The organism is Leadbetterella byssophila DSM 17132 (assembly GCF_000166395.1).
Classification (GTDB): domain Bacteria; phylum Bacteroidota; class Bacteroidia; order Cytophagales; family Spirosomataceae; genus Leadbetterella; species Leadbetterella byssophila.
The window spans coordinates 2,311,363-2,331,395 of record NC_014655.1; the positions used below are offsets into that span (position 1 = coordinate 2,311,363).

Sequence of the window (20,033 nt, forward strand, 5' to 3'; positions counted from 1 at the left end):
ATATAATATGAAAAAAATCTTATTCCTCCTCCTTTTGAGCCTTAGTCTAAGTGCACAAACTCCAATTCATAAAATACAGGGGAGCGGAGGAACATCTCCTCTAGTGGGTGAAAAAGTGATAGTTAGGGGAATTGTAACAGGCACCTTTTTAGGAAAGGATAGACTTAATGGATTCTTCATACAAGAAGCGGAGCCAGATGAAGATGAAAGTACCTCAGAAGGCATATTTATCTATGATCCGGCGGGAAAATTCAATGGTAAAAAAGGGGATTACGTTCAAGTCTCAGGACAAGTAGCAGAATTAAAAAGTCCAAAAAGCTCATTGACACAAATTAAAGACATCACGGAAATAGTGACTCTGTCTGAGAAGAAGAAATTCCCTAAACCTGTGGTCTTAAACTTACCTATAGAAAACCCGGAACAATACGAAGGCATGCTAGTGAAAATCAAAGGCCCGCTATTTGTGACGGAAATGTACCAAATGGGAAGATTTGGTCAAATTACCCTTTCTGTAGATGGTGAAGGAAATGCAGAAGGCACGGATGGAAGGCTAGATCAATTTACCCAATTCCACCGCCCTGATCCTGCTGCCTACAGAGACTATTTAGCGGAAGCGGAAAAAAGAAAAATCATACTAGATGATGGCAGCGGGCTTAGAAACCCGTCCAACTTACCCTTTGGCAGAGAAGGACACAGCTTTGATATGTTCCATGCCATTAGAGGAGGAGATATAAGCAAAGAGGTAGTAGGCATCCTAGACGATAGGTTTGATGCCTTTCGTATCCAGCCTACTGAAAAGGTTTATTTTAAACCAAAAAACAAAAGAGAATCTACTCCTGGGAAATTACCAAAAGGCACAAACCTCACCGTAGCAGCATTTAACGTATTAAACTATTTTAATGGTGACGGCAAAGGTGGAGGCTTCCCAACAGAGCGGGGCGCTTCTTCACTTGAAGAACTAAAACGTCAACAAGATAAAACTGTAAATGTCATCCTTGCATCCGGAGCAGATGTTGTGACCTTAATGGAGATCGAAAACGATGGATTTGATGAACATAGTGCCATCCAAACTTTGATCAAAGCCCTTAATGAAAAGTCAGGAGGAACTAGACAATTCGTAGCATGCGAAAACCCCGATAGAGGATGGGATGCAATAGTCTCTGCCCTACTTTATGATAGTAAAAAAGTCCAACCTGTAGGTGCAATGGTAACCATGCCTGATGGCTATGGTAGCGCGTCTTTTGACTCTACCCGAAGAAAGCCGGTCATACAAACCTTCTCCACTCTGAAAGAAAATGAAGTATTCACAGTAGTGGGCGTACATTTCAAATCTAAAGGCGTACAAAGTCCGGGAGAAGGAAACGAAGATCTCTTAGATGGCCAAGGAAGGAACAATAAACTCCGTGTCCAACAAGCAGAAGACTTAAAGAACTGGCTTGCTACCCGCCCTACAGGAACGGATGATCCGGATTATATTTTGATGGGTGATTTTAATAGCTACGCCATGGAAGACCCCCTCATTTATCTCGATGAGCAAGGGTATCATCCTCTTTTTCCTGCGACCTCCTATTCCTATGTTTACGATGGTTTCTGGGGCTCTCTAGACCATGCACTAGCCACTCCCACTATGAAGTCTCAGGTAAAAAAGGCAGTTAAATGGCATATAAATTCGGATGAGGCTCCGGTATTAGATTATAACATGGAATATAAGTCGGCTGAACAAATAAAGTCTTATTACGATGCATCTCCATTCCGTTCATCTGATCATGATCCTATCATCATCAGATTGAAGCTCAGTACAGCACGCTAAGAAGTTCTGCAACACATATCGGCTTACCCTCCACGAAATAAGTGACGCCTAAACGCATCTTCAGGCCTTTATTTCTGGAGGGTTCTGCTTCTAATAGACGAGCACTCATTTTGATCCTATCATTCACTTTTACTGGTGCTAAGAATCTCACTTTATCTACACCATAATTAATACCTGACTTCACAAAAGGCATTTCGTAGATCTCTTCTAAGAATTTAGGACTCAGACTTAAGGTAAGGAAGCCGTGAGCTATGGTGGAGCCGAAAGGTGTCTGACGGGCAGCTTCTTCATCGATGTGTATCCACTGATGATCTAAGGTAGCATCTGCAAAATCATCTATCATCTCCTGAGTAATTTCAATAAACGGACTTTCTCCTAATTCCATACCAATGCTAGCTAGCACCTCCTCAGGGGAAAGGAAAATTCGTTTTTTGGATACAGATCTAACCTGATCTTCTGCTATCAATCGAGGAGAAACTACTACCAAATATTTAGCCACTCCTCTTTTTTGTTTAAAGTCAGACAGGACAGAAACTGCCTCCTCCCATGCATACCTTTTCACCTTTGGCATCTGAATCTTTCCGGAAGCATGCAGTTGAAATATTTCACGGGCCAGTTCTTCTTGTTTGTATGGAAATTTTCTCGAGAAACTACCCCAAAAGACGCCCGTTACGCTTACGTCCTTTAGCAAGATGAGGTTCAAAGGAAAAACGGGCACTTCTCCTGCTGCAAATCCTACCACAAGATATCTGCCGCCGGGCGACAAGCACCTTAATGCCTCTTCTGCGCTAGATCCACCCACAGTGTCTAAAACAAGATCCAAAGGAGTACCTTTTACTTTATCTTTAAAAGAATCATAGGTATAGACTTCATCTGCCCCGTACCCTCTAAGCACCTCGGGACTGGAACGGGAAACCGCAATTACTTTTAAACCATGGGTATGGGCCAGTTGCACGGCTGCTGAACCTACACCTCCTCCTGCGCCAAGTATTAATATCCTCTGCCCCTGCTTCATTTTTCCTTTATGCTTTAGAGCATAGAGCGCCGTACTGAAATTATACATCATACTTGCGGCTTCTTCTAAACGCATACTATCCGCCAAAGAAAAAACTCTATCTGCCTTAAGGATAATTTCTTCAGACAATGCCCCCCAGCGTTCTATGCCGTAAACCCTTTGACCTATAGTAAAGCCTTGAACTTCTTCTCCAAGTTCAGTAATAATACCAGAAAATTCTCCACCCGGAGTATACGGAAATGTAGGCAGGAATTGATATTTACCTTCCTGAATAAGAATATCAGGGAAATTAATGCCACATGCGGCAATTTGTATTCTCAGTTCATTTGGAGCTAAAGGCCTTTGATCTAATTCCGTCCACTTAGGTGCTTCAGCTTTTGCACCTATCAGCAGTGCTTTCATTCTCAAAATATTTTGTATTCAAAGCTAATCCCTTTTAACTTTAAACCGTAGGAATAATTTTGCTTTATGCTGACATTAACAGAAGAAAACTATCTCAAGGCCATATTTCACCTCAGTGTAGATCATCCTGAGGTTTCTGTACTGGACCTGAGCAGGAGTTTGGACATAAAAATGCCCACTGTTAATAGCATGATCAAAAAACTTGCTGCTAAGGATCTGGTGGAATATGAAAAATACAGACCACTTAAACTTACATCAGAAGGACGAAAATTCGCCGGACTGATTATTCGAAAACACCGGCTTGTAGAGATGTTCCTGGTGGAAAAGATGGGATTTGCTTGGGATGAGGTACATGAAGTGGCAGAACAATTAGAACACATCAAATCCCCCAAACTATTTGAAAAAATAGACGAAATCTTGAAACATCCCACCGTAGATCCTCATGGGTCTCCTATACCTAATGCTCACGGTGAGGTGCCGGTACTCAACTATATTAAACTTTCAGAAGCGGAGCTGAAAATCTCCTATCGTTTTATGGCTGTTGGTTCCTCTGACGACAGGTTCCTGAGACATATAGATCACCTTGGACTGAAACTAGGTGATAAAGTAGAAGTATTGGAAATCATGGAGTTTGACCATTCCTTGAATGTCAGGATCAATGATGAAAAGTTCCTATCTCTTTCTCCAAAGATCAGCTCCAATCTACGCGTAAGCCCCCTCTAGTCCTCGCTTAAAGGCTTAATAATCTCACAGCAAAAACTTTAATAATTTTCAGAATATTTTGAAAATTCAAAATTATTATTGTTAATTTGAACCTAGAATTACGTGCAAACATGGATATAAAAGAAGCTAAAGACAGGTTCATACATACCTGGGGGACCCTTTCTGCACAATGGGGAATCAACAGGACTATGTCTCAGATCCACGCCTTATTGCTTCTGTCGGAAAAAGCCTTGAATGCTGATGAGATTATGGAAGAGCTACAAATCTCCAGAGGGAATGTAAACATGAACCTCAGAGACCTGATTAGCTGGGGCCTAATCTTTAAGCAACTCATCCCCGGTGAAAGAAAGGAATACTTTGTAGCAGAAAAAGACATCTGGAAGGTCACTAGACAGATCAGCAGAGAAAGACGAAGAAGAGAACTCTCCCCCCTATTAGATGCCGTACACGAGCTTAAAAATGGCTTACAGGATAATCCTGAAGCAGAAGGTATGCTTAAGATTCTCAATGATATTGACCAAATAGCCTCCCTAGCAGATAATACCTTAGAATTGATCTCAAAAGAAGAGCATCAATGGCTGGTTCAAACTTTCCTGAACCTTAAAAAATAGATGTACAATAGATAGGTATAAATAGATAGGAATAAAAAATGCCCCCAATCAGTTTTAAACTTTTTGGGGGCAATCTATTTTTAAGAAATTCTTAGAAGCATTTCGAACTTCCGTCAGCACAACATCTACCGTAGATCTTGCTTACTTTCTTGTATTGCTTCTTAGTCAATGGGATATAAATCTTACCGTAGTCACCAACCATCACGTCTTGCTGAGTGAATTGTGAGTTGATCGTCATAGGTACGCTGATATTCTCATTAGGATTTACATTACCCGTGTCACAAACATCGATGATGTGCTCGATCTTGCTGTTACCTTTCAAGTTATATTGTACTTGAGAGTTAGCCGGAATGCTATAGCTTCCAAGACATCTGTATTTGTCAGCAGTCTCTCCTTTTTTCAATTTACCTTCTTTGATGTAGCGACCGATCACAGTAACTTCTTTCGTTTCTGTTTTTACTGATGCATCAGCTAATTCACCATTTCCTTCTAGTGTCAACGTTTGTTTAACACAGCTCAATGGATCAACTTTAGTACCAAGTGCAGGAGCAGCAGAAGCCTCAGAGAAGTTGCTTACACGATTTGCAACAAGTGGAGTAGCGCTTGAAGGAGCAACAAAATCACTTGGACATTCTGTATAAAGTTTTCTAAGTTTCTTGTACTGCTTCTTTGTCAAAGGAACATTCAAAGAACTTCCATTCTCTCCACCTAGGGTTACATCAGCAGCAGAGATTTCATAGTTAAGAAGAACCGGCATGTTCAAACTTGTAGGAGCGTTTGTACCGTAATCACAAACCTGGAAAGTGCGAGAATAATCTACTTTACCTTCTGCAGTTAGTTCATAAGTTAAACGTACTGGAACGGTTTGCTCACCGATACAGATCTTCTTATCATTATAAGTACCTACGATAGGAAGCGTTTGAGTTGTATTTACCACATCACCGGCTTTGATAGAACCATTTCCGGCAAAAGTTAAATCTTGAGTTAAACAATCAGGACACTTGCTCTTATCTTTTGAGTTTGGATCACAAGGTTGACATGGCTCGCAATCTGAACATTCAGTAGGATCATAGAAAGCGTTACCACATTTCTTCATGATATAAGCATGACAAGCGCCATCTTTGGCCATGATCTTAAAGGTAGGGAATGGATTACCTAAGATTGACCATTTGTATTTATGTCCACGGGAATATCCACCCATCCATCCTATTTTTCCTTTTGGAAGGATAGCAGGAGTGATTTTATCCACAGTAAATGCTGGGTCATTAAATCCGGTATAACCTAGAGTCATTAAGAAATTATCAATCTCTTTCTTACTGTTTCTAAGGTTTCTACTGTGTACCTTTTTCAGGTGATCATAAGCTGATTTGGCTGTGTGCTGTGGGATTTCACCAAACTGAGGGCTTGTACCTAACCTCTTTAAAAGCACTGGCTTCGAGCTAGGAGCCGGGCCAAAAGCCTCAAGAAGGCGGGCTGTACTGGTTTTTGTACTTTGGCCAAAACTCTGGAAAGTGAAGGCACCAAATAAAAGTGCAACCGCCTGAATGGTGACAAAACTTAATAATCTCTTTTTCATTGTGAGAAATTTTATTCCTGTAACTTGATTTAATTTACTAATAAACAAAACTCAAGACAAAGGTAGTGTCTATTTGATTTGCAAATGTAATTTTTTTTGACAGACAATTAAAAAAATAAACGGAGTAATTTTGATTTTTCCGAGTAAAACTAACACACTTTTCTAATTAGAAACTAATTTTGTGACAAAAAATATACTTGAATGAGTCTTTTAACCGTTGGGTCCGTTGCTTTTGACAAATTAGAGACCCCTTTCGGTAGCACAGACAAGATTGTGGGAGGTGCAGCTACGTACATTACACTTACAGCATCTTACTTTGCTACAAAAAATAACTTGGTGGGTATCGTGGGAAATGACTTCCCTGAAGAGATGTTTGAAACCTTTAAAAAGCACGGTATTAATACCGAAGGACTCGCAAAGGACCCCTCAGGTAAAACCTTCTTCTGGCACGGAAAATACCACCAGGACATGAATCATAGAGATACCCTGGACACTCAATTGGGCGTATTTGAAAACTGGGATCCGATTATCCCGGAATCCTATCAAGATACCCAGTATTTGATGCTGGGAAACCTGGTACCTATGATCCAGTATCAAACCCTTAAAAAACTGAAGAAAAGACCAAAATTCGTCATGATGGATACCATGAATCTATGGATGGACATCATGATGGATGACTTGAAAATGGTCTTGAAAGAGATTGATTGTCTAACCATCAACGACTCTGAGGCTCGCCAACTTTCAGGTGAATTTTCATTGAAAAAAGCGGCAAAAAAAATACTTCAAATGGGTCCTAAAACCCTGGTCATCAAAAAAGGTGAACACGGAGCTTTGCTCTTCCAGGAAGATAAAATCTTCTTCTGCCCTGCTCTTCCTCTCGAAGATGTATTTGACCCTACCGGAGCTGGGGATACTTTCGCAGGTGGATTCATTGGCTACCTGGCACAGACAGATGACACCAGCTTTGAAAACCTGAAAAGAGCCGTAATCTACGGTTCTGCAATGGCTTCCTTCTGTGTAGAAAAATTCGGTACAGAGAGAATGCAATACCTCAAAAAAGAAGAAATCGTCAGTAGAGTTAGAGAATTCCTAAGCTTATCCAGCGTAGAAATCAGCGACTCCATGAGATACAAAAACTAATCAAGTAGGAAGATAGGGATTATTTCCCTATCTGTCCTCTCACACCACCCGGCATACGGATCCGTACCAAGGCGGTTTGTTAGAATAACGTCGTTTGATGTGTTGTTCTCCAGTAATAGTAGTCTGCAAATCCTTCGTAGCCTAGTTTAGTAAAGTATGAGTTTGTTAGCGTTGTTTGAAGGATAGGACTTGTCCCTGTTCGGGTATAGGATTTACGGGTGTTCGCATGTTGATAGGCAAGCCAGCGTTTGGCTCCCAGTTTCATTAAGTTACGAATTCGATTACCTGCGGTCTTCCATTGTTTCCAAAGAAGAACACGCAAGCGTCTTCGCACTAGTTCATCTAGTGCTACCATCACCTTCTTATTCGTTGCTATACGAAAGTAATCCACCCAGCCGTGAATAATTTGCCGTAGTTTAGTCAGTCGCTCATGCATAGGAGTAACTGTATTACGTCTAGTATTTTGACGTAACTTCTCTCGGACTCGTTCGATACTCTTTGCAGAGATACGAATCTGCCAATCTCCTTGAGTTTTGAAGAAACTAAAGCCGAGTAAGCTACTTTGGGAAGGTCTGCTTACCTTACTCTTTTCACGGTTCACCTTCAGCTTTAGTGTAGATTCGATGTAGCTGGTGATGTTGCCCATAATACGAGTTGCGGATTTATTACTCCTCGTGTAGATACTACAGTCATCCGCATAGCGTACAAATCGATGTCCACGGGAGCTGAGTTCCGTATCCAGTTCGTTCAGGATGATGTTTGACAAAAGTGGACTTAAAGGACTGCCCTGTGGTGTGCCCTTGGTTCGCTTTTGTTCAAGACCATGATCCATAATCCCACAACGAAGGTATTTCCCGATCAGCGCTAGGACTCGACGATCCGTAATCTTCTTGCTCAAAAGATGCATCAGTATGTCGTGGTTCACTTGATCGAAGAATTGTTCCAAATCAAGTTCAACGACCCACGTGTAGCCCAAGTTCAGATACTCTTGCGCTTTAATGACGGCCTGATGAGCATTACGATTCGGACGGAAGCCGTAGCTGTTATCGTGAAAATCACCCTCATACTTTAACCCAAGCCATTGGGAAATGCTTTGCTGAATAACACGGTCGATGACCGTTGGGATACCCAGCATACGCTTGCCGCCACTTGCTTTGGGAATCTCTACTTTCCGAACAGCTTGTGGGCGGTAAGTGCCAGAGAGAATATCCGATCGCAGGGATTGCCAGTGCGTGTTAAGGTAGTCACGAAGATTATCGATCTGCATACCATCAACTCCGCTAGCACCTCCATTAGAGATGACACGATCAACTGCGTGTTTGACATTTCGGATGTGTAATATCTCTTCCAACATAGTATTACTAAAAAAAAACCTCAGGCATTGTGTCCACTTCGTTGCACGACTCAGCTAAGCTCCTCTTGCATTTTACTATCAGTTTCCGACCTACCCTCATGCAAGCAGTTCTCTTATGTGGTTCGGCTTTTAACACTTCGTCATAAACTTCATGGTTCCTTTGCCATTCTAACATTCAGACCTTCCCCTGTATAAAGTAGAGAAGCAGGGTACTATGTCCTCTGCTGACTTCTGACTAAAGCATACTAGCATTATTATTCTGCTATATGTTTCTTCGCGGGCATTCGCGTATACCTTTGACAGAGTTTAGTCAGATCTCCCCAGGTAAGAACAATAACTTTCACCTCATATATCCGCTACATTTACCATAGTGTTTCCGTACAGTTTAGGGCTTCGGCTTGTTTTGCAGCCTCACCCAACACTTGCGGCCTTGTATGTAGTTTCTGTTCGTCGGATCGAGGTTTTGCCTCAGACTTCCTTCAGATTCCACCTCACGGTGGACACCCTTGTCATAAGCTAACACTTCCCACTGTAAAGGCGTGTTCGGGACTTACACCCTAGAGTTATTGACCATGCTGGGCACACAAAAAAGGGGCACTCTAGCTTATGTGCCCCTTTTCTTATTTAATTACTTCCACAAATTCATCCATGGGTAGTCGGAACTTCTTGTGCTTCACTAGCCAGTCGCCCTCCTCATCACGATACCCTATAGGCATCATCACTACTGATTTCCATCCGTTCAGCCCCAAATATTTATCCAAAGCCTCATTATCAAACCCTTCCATAGGAGTAGCATCTACTTTCTGCTCAGCTGCAGCCGCTAAAGCAAGTCCAAAAGAGATATAAGCTTGCTTCGCCATTCTGTCAGCTTGCCACTGCTTTCCTTGAGGACCATATTTGGATACCAACATGTTTTTATACGCTATGCTGTTCTCTGCAGGCATACCCCTCTCCTTTCCGGTTCTCAATAAAATCTCTTCAGCTTTTGCCTCATCAAAATGATCCCAGGCCACCCAGATCAAAAGGTGAGAACCATCTACCACTTGCGATTGATTATTAGCTATCTTCTTAATGTCTTCCAGCTTTTGCTTATCTGTAACTACTAAAATCTTATAAGGCTGCAAGCCCGAAGTGGAAGGCGCTAACCTCGCCGCTTCCAGTATATAATTCAACTTCTCTTCCGGAACGGCTTGGCCATTCATCTTTTTAGTGGCATAACGCCATTTCAAATCCTCTAATAATGCCATTAATCTTCTAATTTTATGGCACAAAATTAGGATAAGTCGATTAATTTTCGTAACTTAGTTACAAAAAGTAACAGTAACCTTTAGGTTATCATAATGGAAGATTGCAAACATCATATTTTATCTATCCAGGATGCAATGGACGTCCTTAAAGGTCGATGGAAAATACAAATCATCTCTGTCCTCTGCTACAGTCACAACAGGAGATTTTCTGACCTCCTTCAGGAAATCAGGGGAATCTCAAATAAGATGTTAAGCAAGGAATTGAAGGACCTGGAAACTCACCGCTTAGTGATCCGTACAGTGGAAAGTACCCAACCTATCATCATCACTTATGCACTTACAGAACATGGCAAAAAATTGCAAGAAGTCATGTGCAAACTCTCAGAGTGGGGTTGTGAGCACCGTAAACAAATGATCCTTTAATCGATCAGTTGCAAATACTTGCCCTTATTCTCTATCATAATCCAACCCAGAACTATAGCCATCAAGCCCGCCATTAATAAACCTTCCGGATAAACCATGATGTGAAAAACTAGAACCCCTACCATTATAGGTAATAGCACTATCGCTCCTAATGCTCTGGTTTTTCGTAGCACCAGTAACACCCCCCCAACGATCTCTACTACCGCCACCAATGGAAGTAACCACTTGATCTCTGCAATGGCAGCATCATGCCGCACCACCGCCTCAGGAAGCCCCTCTGGAACGGGAATATATTGGAAAATCTTATTTAATCCGGCATTTAAAAAGAGAAGGGCTACAATTACAGACAGTACGTTTAAGATCTTGTTTCTCATATGTTTTAAGGTTTAATACCCAAACATATACAAACTTTTAATAACTACCTGCTCTTCTGCGAGTTACTTTCAAATCTTTCAGCAAATTAGCCTTAGGTCTTAAAGTAAAATCAAAACCTCCACTGCGCATGGCCGAACCGGAAAGCGGAGTCCAGTTTAAAGAGAACATCCAACAGTGCAACTCTCTCACTATACCCACCGTAGTTAAGGTCACCTGCTTGAAACGGAAGTCCCAACCACTGTTAAAAGTGACCTTGGTATTCTTGGTCAAACTAACGTCACCTGAGAATGAAAAGGACATGGTCCAGCGCTCCGGCGACAAACCCTGCTTTTGATAGTTAGCAGAGTAATTCATATTCAAATTCCATGGAATCTCAAAATCCACATAATCCATTGGATTCACCGGCAAATTAGTGTTTCTGTTTACAGCCGGAGTATTAGTACTTCCCCCCCTAAAAACTTGCGGATTGAGACTGGTACTGGCTCCAAAAGTTAACCTGCTCAAATAACTTCCTACATCCTCATTAGCAAACTCAGATTTACCCTTTTGCCACTTGAATCTGGTTATCCGAATACCCGCCAAGTTAGACTTCATCTCCGGATCAGATATGTACATATAGGGATCCAAAGTGGCATTGGCATTCAGATTCAACTTACGTTTGAACAAGGAAGTATTCGTACTCAACTGAATATCAGAAAGCGCAAATTCATTCAGGTCCTTCCGGGCAAAAATGTTATAACTGGTACTGATATTGAAGTTATCCAATAGCATAATCTTCTCCACATCTGTCTCTGAAGAATCTGAGCGACTTCTTACCTTTGCTTCCAACTGGTTACTCAAACTAAAACTAATATTCCCTGCATCTCTGGATGATGCACCGGAGCCGCCTATATACTTAGGTAAATAACGATAGGAATTCAAACTATCAGACCTCACCTGTTGGTACACCGAATTCTTGTTTTGAGGAGTATAACTAAAGCCTATGGATGGATTCAAGGTATGACGCAAAGCCTGAATTCTCCCTTTGGAACCTAAATTAAAGGTACCATACAAACGGGTGTTCATGGCAGCACCAAAACTCATATTGTTCGCAAAATTCAATCCCTGAACCGTATCAATCACCACTACCCCTCCACTTCTGGAATTCATATTCACGTGTAAACCTTCCTTATCTCTCACATAACTCAAGGTGTCAATACTGTCATCCACGTTAACAAACACCTTATTTCCATTCGAAAGGGTGATCTCCCGGTTTTCATTCACATAAGTATACTGCAAGGAACGGTCATACAAGTCTCCTCTCATGGTTATGGAAGGAGTCAAGTTGATATATTTCGCAATCTTGATATTAGGCAAAGTGATAGGAACCGAATAAGAGTTAGTGATGGTGCTATTCTTCATAATAGCACTCAATCCTTTAAGTCTAGGGTTCTGCAAACTCTCTAATTCCTCCTTATAAGCTTGCCTTTGTTCTAAACTTAATGTTAGGTCGTAAATCAAAAGATTCAGCTCATTAATCCTCCTTTGCTCAGCTTCCGTATAAGGCGAGTTCCTAACACCGGCGATATTATACTCGGTATAGGAATTCGAACGGTTCATCACCGTATTATTCGCTTGAATACCACCTGTAAGGTTCAAACCCACACGGAAGGAATCATACCATTTACCTACCTGATTTTTTGGCTTGACAAAAGGATTAAATTGCTTTAAACCCATAGAGTACCCTAGACTAGATCGAAAGTCGTTTTGGTTTTGGCTAACTGAAAAGGAATAAGTGGAAGTATATAGTTTGCCAAAGTTTCTCATGTAGTTAATACTACCCCCTACGTTATTCTGCATCACCGCACTTAAATTAGAAGTACGAATATTGCTAGCAGCAAAACCATTGGTCATGTAGTTCATGTTAGAAGAAAAGCTTCTGTCTGTCCGCAGGCTCTTCGGCGTATGATTCCACATGATATTAAACTGATGATCTACAGGATTATATTTTTTCCCTGTTAATCCATATTGATTACTCTGTACGTTTCTATTGAACTGTACTGAAAAGCTTCCCTGATATTTGTACTTTTTGGAATAGTCAATTTGTTCTTTTACCCCAAAGCTCAAGTTTGTATAAAACTGAAAAGTCAAGGTATTGCTTAACCTTTCATTGAAAGCATGATAATACCCAAAGTCGTTAAAATAGAAACCTCTACCGTCATTCCTTTGCTCTCCATAACTACCCATCACAAAACCGGAAGTACCTATATCCTGTTTAGGCTGTACCGGAAAGAAACCAAACAAGAAACCTACAGGAAGAGGAATATTATGTACTACCAAATTAAAAGGGCCGGAAAGGGCTGACTTCTTATTGATAAACATGATCTTCTTCGCTGAGATATGGAAATGAGGTTCAGCCAGATTACAAGTAGTATACTTCGCAAAACCTAAGTGCAGGTTATCGTACTCGTCCTTTTTTACCACCTTACCATGTATATACCCCTCCCCTTGCTCCGTGGCTATGGAGTAGATCTTAGCTCTCTTACTTTTGAAATTATAGCGAATAGTATCCATGTGATAGGTCTCCAGACCATCTTGGAATACCGGCTTCCCTGCTACCCTTAACCCTGTGGTATCCTCCGTATCTTTTACACCATGGGCGTAGATTTCATTCTTTCCCCAGTCCAGCATAATGTAATTCGCTCCTAAAGTAGTAGGTTGATACTCCACCTTTGCCTCATTGTAAAGGTGATAGAGCTTACGCTTTACATTAAAGACTACAGAGTCTTTTGCATATCGTTTTACGGTAGTAGATAAACCGCTCTCTTTACTTACCAGAGAGTCTGCTAATTGTAGCTTAACGGTATCTTTGGGAGGGACACGCATGCCTGTTCCACCTACGGGAGGTCTACCTTGTGAAAAAGCAGACAAGCCGTAAACCATAAGGGATAGGAAGAAAAACAGATGGTGTTTCAAGCCCTTCGTGTATCTGACGATATTAAACGATAAAATGCTATTTTTTAGATAGTATCTTGCATTTTTTTCGTTTCTACCGTTAATTCTTTTACATTTGTCACTGCAAAAATATAAAAACTAAATCTTTAAAAACACATAAATTTAGTTTCACGATGTTTTCCTATAAAATTTTACTTACGTCAATACTGACGGTGCTTTTCTATTTGGGTCTATCTGCTTTTGCCCCCAAACCTAGTGGGGAATATGTCATTAACACCGTAGTTTTAGATGCCGGGCACGGAGGGAAAGACCCTGGAGCCGGAAACGGTAGAGAAAAGAAATATGCTTTGGATATCACCTTAAGAGTGGGTAGAAAAATCAAAGACGCTTATCCTGATGTACGAGTGATCTATACCAGAAACTCTGATGTTTTTGTCCCTCTCCATGAAAGAGCGGCTATTGCCAACAGAAATAAGGCTGATTTGTTTATATCCATTCATTGCAATGCCAACACCAAGCCGCATATCAAAGGCACAGAGACCTATGTGATGGGTTTACACAAAACCCAGGACAACTTAGACCTGGCTAAGAAAGAGAATAACGTTATCCTCCTAGAAGAAGATTATAAAAAGACTTATAAAGGCTTTAATCCGGAGTCTCCTTTAGCACATATCATGCTGGCAAATTACCAACATGCCTTCATGACCCAGAGTACAAACTTTGCTGCAAAAGTGGAGAAGCACTTCGATAAAGTAAACGGCATGCGCAGCAGAGGCGTAAAACAAGCCGGATTTCTGGTCATCTGGGAAACTACCATGCCAAGTGTACTCATAGAAACCGGTTATCTATCTAACCCAGATGACTCAAAAGTATTAGGTTCTGAATCAGGTAGAGAAGAACTGGCAGAAGCTATTTTTAAGGCGTTTGCAGAATACAAAAAATAATATTTCGTACATTTGCACTAGCACAAATTGGCTCAACAAATGAATATATCAAAAGAGGTTAAAGTAGGGATATTGGGAATCATTGGTTTAGTTCTCCTTTATTACGGCTTTAATTTCCTCAAAGGCACAGACATATTTTCATCCACTAGAGAATACAAGCTTACTTTTAAAGACGTCATGGGTTTAGAAGTATCTAATACCGTGAGTTATAATGGGGTACAAGTAGGTAGAGTGGCATCTGTTACTCCCAATTATGAAAAAGATGAAGTGGATGTGGTAGTTGCCCTTAAAAAAGAGGTAACAGTCACAGATCAATCTGAAATGATTCTAGCAGATGACGGACTTGTAGGAGGAAAAATCCTAGTTCTGAAAATCAATCCTGGCCAGCCCCTGGCAGCAAACTCATTAATAAAAAGCAAAGTCCAGCCTAGTCTTTTAGGTTCCGTTACTGAAGCTCTAGATCCCACCATGCAAAAAGTTGACTCTCTAATGTCTAATCTAATAAGTCTAGTAGTAGAGTTTAAACATTCAGGAGATGCATTAAAAGTCCTATTAGCTAGTGCAACACAAACTACCACCGGCTTAAACGGAATAGTAGCTTCTAATAGTAAAAACTTAAATACCATTACTGGAAATGCAGCTCAATTAACTGCTGACCTCAACAGAGTGGTAAAAGACCTGGATACTCAATTGAAACCTATTCTAGCAAATGCTAATAAGTTTACTGATTCTTTAAGTACTATACAATTAGCTTCCACTATGAATAAACTGGATGCTACAATAGGTGAATTCCAGGGAATCGTAGCGGAAATCAATAACGGTAAAGGCACCATAGGGAAGTTAACTTCCAATGACTCTCTTTATACAAATTTGAACAATACAGCGGAATCTCTCAACAAACTCATGGTTGACCTCAAGGAGAATCCGAAACGATATGTACATTTCTCCCTCTTCGGTAGAAAATAAGAGACTCTGATTTTAAAAGCCCGATTATTTCGGGCTTTTCTTTTATTTTTACATCCGTACCAAAACCTATCAATGGAATGAAGAAATACGCTTGGGCAGCTCTACTGCTTCCTATCAGCTTATTCGCCCAAAAACAGGCCTTAAGTGATGAAGCATTAATCTCAGGAAAACTTCCGGAAAACTTCCTTAACCCTTTACCCAGGGTACTAAAATGGACAGGAGATGATAAAGTCATCGTAAACATGAAACCTAGTCCTTCTGAAAATCAGCAAAACCTAATGCTGAATCTTAAAACCGGGAAAAGAGAAGATTTCAGTTCTGATCTTTTAACGAAAACCATTCAACCAAGATTACAGGTTACTGTCAAAAATGGAGACCTATACCTCCTGTCTGAAGGCACTGAAAAACGACTGACTAATGACCCTGAAAAGGTAGAAAAGAATCCTACTTTTTCACCCGATAGCAATTATATAGCCTACACCAAAGAGAACGATCTTTACGCATATCATCTCAAAAGCGGTAAAGAAGTTCGTCATACTCAAGATGGTACCAAAACCATACTGAACGGTTATGCTACTTGGGTGTATTGGGAAGAGATCTTCGGAAGAGGAACCGCCTTCCGTGCATTTTGGTGGAGTCCGGATAGCAAAACCCTGGCCTTTATGCGATTTGACGAAACCAAGACCCCCATGTTCCCTATCTACAGCAGTACAGGGCAATATGGCTTCCTTGAAGAAACTCGCTATCCAAAGGCAGGCGGAAATAACCCAACGGCTAAGATCGGATTTGTACAACCGGACACTCCAGGCATAACATGGGCAGATTTCAATGAACAAGATGAACAGTATTTCGGTTGGCCAAAATGGACCCTTGACGGTTCAGGATTAATGGTTCAATGGATCAACAGAGGTAATGATCATTTAAAAATATACAATGTTTCTCCTAAAAACGGGCAAAAGAAACTGGTATACGAAGAAACCCAAAAAGAATGGATTTCCATTGATGAAGCTGACGAGAGACTAACGCTCCTAGATAGCGGTAAAGAAATGGTGATCATCTCTGATAAAACCGGATGGAAACAACTATACCTCTACTCTATCGACGGAAAACTGATCAATAAAATCACTGATGGAAAATACACAGTGACTCGAGTATTTGGTATAGACCAAAAAGAAAAAGTAGTGTACTTCCATGCCAGAGGCATTGAAAACTCAGCAAGATTTGACCTTTACCGAGTAGGACTAGACGGAAAGAATCTGAAACGCTTAACTTTTGGCGACTATAACCACCGTCAAATCTCTGCCTCCCCTGATTTGAAATACTTTGCTACTACTTATTCAAATACACGCACTCCAATGGCCGTAACTATCCTGGATAGAACCGGTAAACGTGTAAAAGAACTGGGAACAGCTAAAGGAGATGAATTAGATAAGTATGCTTTGAATCTACCCGAAATAGTACGCGTAAAAAGCAATGACGGTAAGTTTGATTTACCCATGAGCATAGTTTACCCGGAAAAAATGGAAGCCGGTAAGAAATATCCATTGATGATCAGCATCTACGGAGGGCCTGATGCAGGTACCGTTTATGATCAATGGGGCTGGTCACCAAGATCCCAATGGATGGCAAGAGAAGGTGTAATTCAGGTTGCACTAGATCACCGCGCAAGTGGTCACTTCGGCAAAGAAGGTGTAGCGTATATGCATAGGAACCTAAGCAAATACGAAATGGAAGACTACATCACCCAAGTGAAATACCTGATTAGTAAGGGTATTATAGATGAGAATAAAATCTTTATTACGGGATTTAGTTACGGAGGTTATATGACTGCCATTGCCCTTACAAAACATGCCGATGTGTTTACGCATGGTATTGCAGGCGGTAGCGTGACAGATTGGAGCTTATATGACTCCGCTTACACTGAAAGATTTATGGACACTCCTCAAGAAAACCCAGAAGGCTATAAAAACGGTAATGTAATGAACTTCGTAGATCGATATAAAGGTAAATTACTTATCGTTCACGGAACTATGGATGATAACGTGCATCTGCAGAATAGTATCCAACTCATAGACGCCTTACAGGAGAAAAACAAAGATTTCGAAATGATGTTCTATCCAGGAGGAAGACACGGATGGGGTGGAAACAAAGGAGTACATTACAGTAACCTGCAAACCAAATTCATCTACAAACATTTGTTGGAAAAACCAGTTCCAAAAGGCCTGTTAAGGTAACTCGACCGGGTGTTGGGGCTAATTGCAATTAGCCCCAACATTTTATACCTGCCTACGAAATTTTTCGTAATAAAATTTGCAATTTAATTTTTCCTTCATACCTTTACTACGAAAACATTCGTAGATACATGGAAAAGAAACCTACAGAGTCAGAATTAGAAATCCTTCAGATCCTATGGCGCAGGAAAGCCGCAACTGTTAAAGAGATACATGAGGAATTGAAGCGTGATGTAGGATACACCACCACCTTAAAGATGTTGCAACTAATGTTTGAAAAAGGATTAGTTACACGTAAAGAAGAGGGACGTTCTCACCAATACCTGCCTTTGGTAGAAGAGACTAGTACTCAGCACACACTTTTAGAAAAATTCATAGATACCACTTACAGAGGATCCGCCTCACGTCTCGTTATGCAGGCGCTGGGGAATCAGGAGGTCAGCAAAGAGGAACTTGATGAAATTAAGCGACTTATTCAATCGTTAGAAAACAAACAATTATGAAAAAGCTATTGATCGCATTACCGGAGAACGTAAGTTCTGCCCTCGGATTTACCTTGCTGCATTCTCTGTGGCAAGGTGCTCTACTTCTGATCCTCTTTGCAGGATTACACTTTGTATTCAAAACTTCCCGAACCAGATACTTCCTGGGCATGGGAGCACTTTTGACTCAAACCCTACTATCACTCTTCACCTTCTTCTGGATCTTTGAACCCTCCAGAGATAGTGAACTTTTAAGTTCTACTGCTTTACTTCCCGGAGAATTCATTAAAATGAATTCCTACACCGTCCTGCATGCTATCCAATCTTACATTGCGGAAAATCATCAAAAATTCACTTTTTTGTGGATCTTAGGGGTAAGTATCTTATTGACCAGAATGTTTATTGGTCTAGTTTACACTAAACATTTGAAATCTGCTGGCACTGTTTTGGCTCCCCTAGAAGCAGAAGAAATCCTGAAAGATCTGGCTAAGAGAATGAGGGTAAAAGATGCCATTGCCCTTTTTGAGTCTTCTAAAATCACTAGTCCTTTGACTATAGGTTGGTTAAAACCCGTCATCCTGTTTCCCGTAGGAATGATCAACGGATTAAGTCCTGCTCAAGTAGAAGCCATCTTAGCCCATGAATTAGCCCATATCCTTAGAAAAGACTACGTCCTTAACATTCTACAGACTTTCGTAGAGATTCTTTTCTTCTTCCACCCTGCCGTTTGGGCCATTTCCCACCGCGTTAGAATAGAAAGAGAGAATGCTTGTGATGACATGGCCTTGGAACACTGCGAAGGAAAATTAGTTCTTGCGCATGCTCTGGCGGAAGTAGCTACTTTCCAAAGCAAACCTACTTTCGCTATGGCCTTTGGTGCAAGGAAATACACCCTACTGGATAGGGTAAAACGAATAGTAGGTATCAATGAGAGACAAACGCCTACCCACTGGTTAAGTTTAGCAATGGTATTAAGTCTATGTTTTGTGGCTTGGTCTTATGCCAAAGAACCCGAAACTCCGGTTGAAATCACCTATGACGGTATTCCTACAGATACAATACCTAAGACAAAAGCAGAATTAAAACTTGAAGCTACTGCTAAGGAGATCTCCGAAATGTCTGCCCAAATGAACGTTATAGCAGAAAAAATGGAGAACAACACTTCCAAAATGAAATTTGATGAAATAGAAAAGCTATCGGAAAAAATCGCCTTAATTTCATCTCAAATGGATGCCCCTTCTGCAAAAATAGGAGTACTTTCAGAAGAAATCGCTGCCCTAAGCCTGGAGATAGCAGCTAAGAAAATGAGAAGATTAGACACTCGTGTGCTAGAAAAAGACTTGGAAAGAAATTCAGCAGAATTGGCCAAACTACAGGTAGATCTGGAGAAAGTATCAGAAGAAATGATGAGTATTCACAAGGAAATAGAAAAGCAACCCATGCAAGAAATACAAAATCAACTGTCTGAATTACAAGCTCCCTTAGAAAGCCTATCACAACTCATGAGAGAAAAGGGAAATGAGATGAAGACCTATGCAGAGGTAGTGGTAGCTGAACATGAAACCAGAGCAAAAGAATTCAGCCAGAATTTAAAATCTACTGGCCTCATTAAAGATGCTGATAATTACGAACTGAATATGATAGGGGATGAAATCAAGATCAACGGCAAAACCCTTACAAAAGAAGAATCAGCGAGGGTTCTAGAACTAATCAAAGGACACTACAGACTTCCTAAAGATTCTAAAAAATTAGAATTAGGAATGAAGCAAGGGAAGATGAAATACATGATAACGAATTAAA

At 40.8% G+C, this 20,033-nt stretch carries 16 protein-coding genes; 10 read left to right on the plus strand and 6 right to left on the minus strand.

What is annotated here, in order from left to right:
• Positions 1-7: 7 nt before the first annotated feature.
• A complete protein-coding gene (locus LBYS_RS10620; RefSeq protein WP_013408879.1) occupies positions 8-1,810 on the plus strand; it encodes an ExeM/NucH family extracellular endonuclease in 1,803 nt (600 codons plus the stop codon).
• On the opposite strand, the gene LBYS_RS10625 is transcribed toward LBYS_RS10620, so the two are convergent.
• Entirely contained in the window at positions 1,794-3,227 is a 1,434-nt protein-coding gene (locus LBYS_RS10625; protein ID WP_013408880.1) for a MaoC/PaaZ C-terminal domain-containing protein, read from the minus strand. The two genes, LBYS_RS10620 and LBYS_RS10625, sit on opposite strands and share 17 nt — an antisense overlap.
• A gap of 66 nt (positions 3,228-3,293) precedes the next feature.
• Here LBYS_RS10625 and LBYS_RS10630 point away from each other — a divergent pair, with 66 nt between their 5' ends.
• Together LBYS_RS10630 and LBYS_RS10635 are read left to right on the plus strand one after the other, a co-directional pair.
• The gene (locus LBYS_RS10630) at positions 3,294-3,950 is read left to right on the plus strand and encodes a metal-dependent transcriptional regulator (protein ID WP_013408881.1); all 657 of its coding nucleotides are present in this window, start codon (positions 3,294-3,296) and stop codon (positions 3,948-3,950) included.
• A 110-nt stretch (positions 3,951-4,060) separates the two neighbouring features.
• A complete protein-coding gene (locus LBYS_RS10635) occupies positions 4,061-4,561 on the plus strand; it encodes a GbsR/MarR family transcriptional regulator (RefSeq protein ID WP_013408882.1) in 501 nt (166 codons plus the stop codon).
• A 91-nt stretch (positions 4,562-4,652) separates the two neighbouring features.
• On the opposite strand, the gene LBYS_RS10640 is transcribed toward LBYS_RS10635, so the two are convergent.
• A complete protein-coding gene (locus LBYS_RS10640; RefSeq protein ID WP_013408883.1) occupies positions 4,653-6,137 on the minus strand; it encodes a hypothetical protein in 1,485 nt (494 codons plus the stop codon).
• 201 nt (positions 6,138-6,338) lie between these two features.
• Between LBYS_RS10640 and LBYS_RS10645 the strand changes: the two genes are divergently transcribed.
• Entirely contained in the window at positions 6,339-7,277 is a 939-nt protein-coding gene (locus LBYS_RS10645; protein WP_013408884.1) for a PfkB family carbohydrate kinase, read from the plus strand.
• 79 nt (positions 7,278-7,356) lie between these two features.
• On the opposite strand, the gene ltrA is transcribed toward LBYS_RS10645, so the two are convergent.
• A complete protein-coding gene (gene ltrA, locus LBYS_RS10650) occupies positions 7,357-8,631 on the minus strand; it encodes a group II intron reverse transcriptase/maturase (RefSeq protein WP_229310409.1) in 1,275 nt (424 codons plus the stop codon).
• A 620-nt stretch (positions 8,632-9,251) separates the two neighbouring features.
• On the minus strand, positions 9,252-9,878 hold the full coding sequence (locus LBYS_RS10655; protein WP_013408886.1) for a nitroreductase family protein: 627 nt from the start codon (positions 9,876-9,878) through the stop codon (positions 9,252-9,254).
• A 135-nt stretch (positions 9,879-10,013) separates the two neighbouring features.
• On the opposite strand from LBYS_RS10655, the gene LBYS_RS10660 reads away from it, so the two are divergent.
• Positions 10,014-10,301 carry a winged helix-turn-helix transcriptional regulator gene (locus tag LBYS_RS10660; protein ID WP_229310410.1) on the plus strand — a complete coding sequence of 96 codons (288 nt, stop codon included), beginning with the start codon at positions 10,014-10,016 and terminating at the stop codon, positions 10,299-10,301.
• On the opposite strand, the gene LBYS_RS10665 is transcribed toward LBYS_RS10660, so the two are convergent.
• On the minus strand, positions 10,298-10,675 hold the full coding sequence (locus tag LBYS_RS10665) for a DoxX family membrane protein (RefSeq protein ID WP_013408888.1): 378 nt from the start codon (positions 10,673-10,675) through the stop codon (positions 10,298-10,300). The two genes, LBYS_RS10660 and LBYS_RS10665, sit on opposite strands and share 4 nt — an antisense overlap.
• 37 nt (positions 10,676-10,712) lie before the next feature.
• Complete coding sequence (locus tag LBYS_RS18325) at positions 10,713-13,631, minus strand: putative LPS assembly protein LptD (RefSeq protein WP_148225809.1); 2,919 nt, start codon at positions 13,629-13,631, stop codon at positions 10,713-10,715.
• Positions 13,632-13,783: 152 nt separating this feature from the next.
• On the opposite strand from LBYS_RS18325, the gene LBYS_RS10675 reads away from it, so the two are divergent.
• From LBYS_RS10675 to LBYS_RS10695, 5 genes are all read left to right on the plus strand, one after another.
• Positions 13,784-14,554 (plus strand): N-acetylmuramoyl-L-alanine amidase family protein, encoded by a 771-nt coding sequence (locus LBYS_RS10675; protein ID WP_013408890.1) that lies wholly within the window; start codon positions 13,784-13,786, stop codon positions 14,552-14,554.
• Positions 14,555-14,593: 39 nt separating this feature from the next.
• The gene (locus tag LBYS_RS10680) at positions 14,594-15,520 is read left to right on the plus strand and encodes an MlaD family protein (protein WP_013408891.1); all 927 of its coding nucleotides are present in this window, start codon (positions 14,594-14,596) and stop codon (positions 15,518-15,520) included.
• Positions 15,521-15,597: 77 nt separating this feature from the next.
• Complete coding sequence (locus LBYS_RS10685) at positions 15,598-17,754, plus strand: S9 family peptidase (RefSeq protein WP_013408892.1); 2,157 nt, start codon at positions 15,598-15,600, stop codon at positions 17,752-17,754.
• A gap of 128 nt (positions 17,755-17,882) precedes the next feature.
• The gene (locus LBYS_RS10690; RefSeq protein WP_013408893.1) at positions 17,883-18,254 is read left to right on the plus strand and encodes a BlaI/MecI/CopY family transcriptional regulator; all 372 of its coding nucleotides are present in this window, start codon (positions 17,883-17,885) and stop codon (positions 18,252-18,254) included.
• Complete coding sequence (locus tag LBYS_RS10695; RefSeq protein WP_013408894.1) at positions 18,251-20,032, plus strand: M56 family metallopeptidase; 1,782 nt, start codon at positions 18,251-18,253, stop codon at positions 20,030-20,032. The genes LBYS_RS10690 and LBYS_RS10695 overlap by 4 nt, the downstream gene beginning before the upstream one ends.
• Position 20,033: the final 1 nt, after the last annotated feature.

Coding starts and splice junctions, on each gene's coding strand:
- LBYS_RS10655 (WP_013408886.1), bottom strand. CDS start 9,878: ATGGCATTATTAGAGGATTTGAAATGGCGTTATGCCACTAAAAAGATG.
- LBYS_RS10625 (WP_013408880.1), bottom strand. CDS start 3,227: ATGAAAGCACTGCTGATAGGTGCAAAAGCTGAAGCACCTAAGTGGACG.
- LBYS_RS10665 (WP_013408888.1), bottom strand. CDS start 10,675: ATGAGAAACAAGATCTTAAACGTACTGTCTGTAATTGTAGCCCTTCTC.
- LBYS_RS10640 (WP_013408883.1), bottom strand. CDS start 6,137: ATGAAAAAGAGATTATTAAGTTTTGTCACCATTCAGGCGGTTGCACTT.
- LBYS_RS10680 (WP_013408891.1), top strand. CDS start 14,594: ATGAATATATCAAAAGAGGTTAAAGTAGGGATATTGGGAATCATTGGT.
- LBYS_RS10660 (WP_229310410.1), top strand. CDS start 10,014: ATGGACGTCCTTAAAGGTCGATGGAAAATACAAATCATCTCTGTCCTC.
- LBYS_RS10645 (WP_013408884.1), top strand. CDS start 6,339: ATGAGTCTTTTAACCGTTGGGTCCGTTGCTTTTGACAAATTAGAGACC.
- LBYS_RS10685 (WP_013408892.1), top strand. CDS start 15,598: ATGAAGAAATACGCTTGGGCAGCTCTACTGCTTCCTATCAGCTTATTC.
- LBYS_RS10695 (WP_013408894.1), top strand. CDS start 18,251: ATGAAAAAGCTATTGATCGCATTACCGGAGAACGTAAGTTCTGCCCTC.
- LBYS_RS10630 (WP_013408881.1), top strand. CDS start 3,294: ATGCTGACATTAACAGAAGAAAACTATCTCAAGGCCATATTTCACCTC.
- LBYS_RS10635 (WP_013408882.1), top strand. CDS start 4,061: ATGGATATAAAAGAAGCTAAAGACAGGTTCATACATACCTGGGGGACC.
- LBYS_RS10690 (WP_013408893.1), top strand. CDS start 17,883: ATGGAAAAGAAACCTACAGAGTCAGAATTAGAAATCCTTCAGATCCTA.
- ltrA (WP_229310409.1), bottom strand. CDS start 8,631: ATGTTGGAAGAGATATTACACATCCGAAATGTCAAACACGCAGTTGAT.
- LBYS_RS10675 (WP_013408890.1), top strand. CDS start 13,784: ATGTTTTCCTATAAAATTTTACTTACGTCAATACTGACGGTGCTTTTC.
- LBYS_RS10620 (WP_013408879.1), top strand. CDS start 8: ATGAAAAAAATCTTATTCCTCCTCCTTTTGAGCCTTAGTCTAAGTGCA.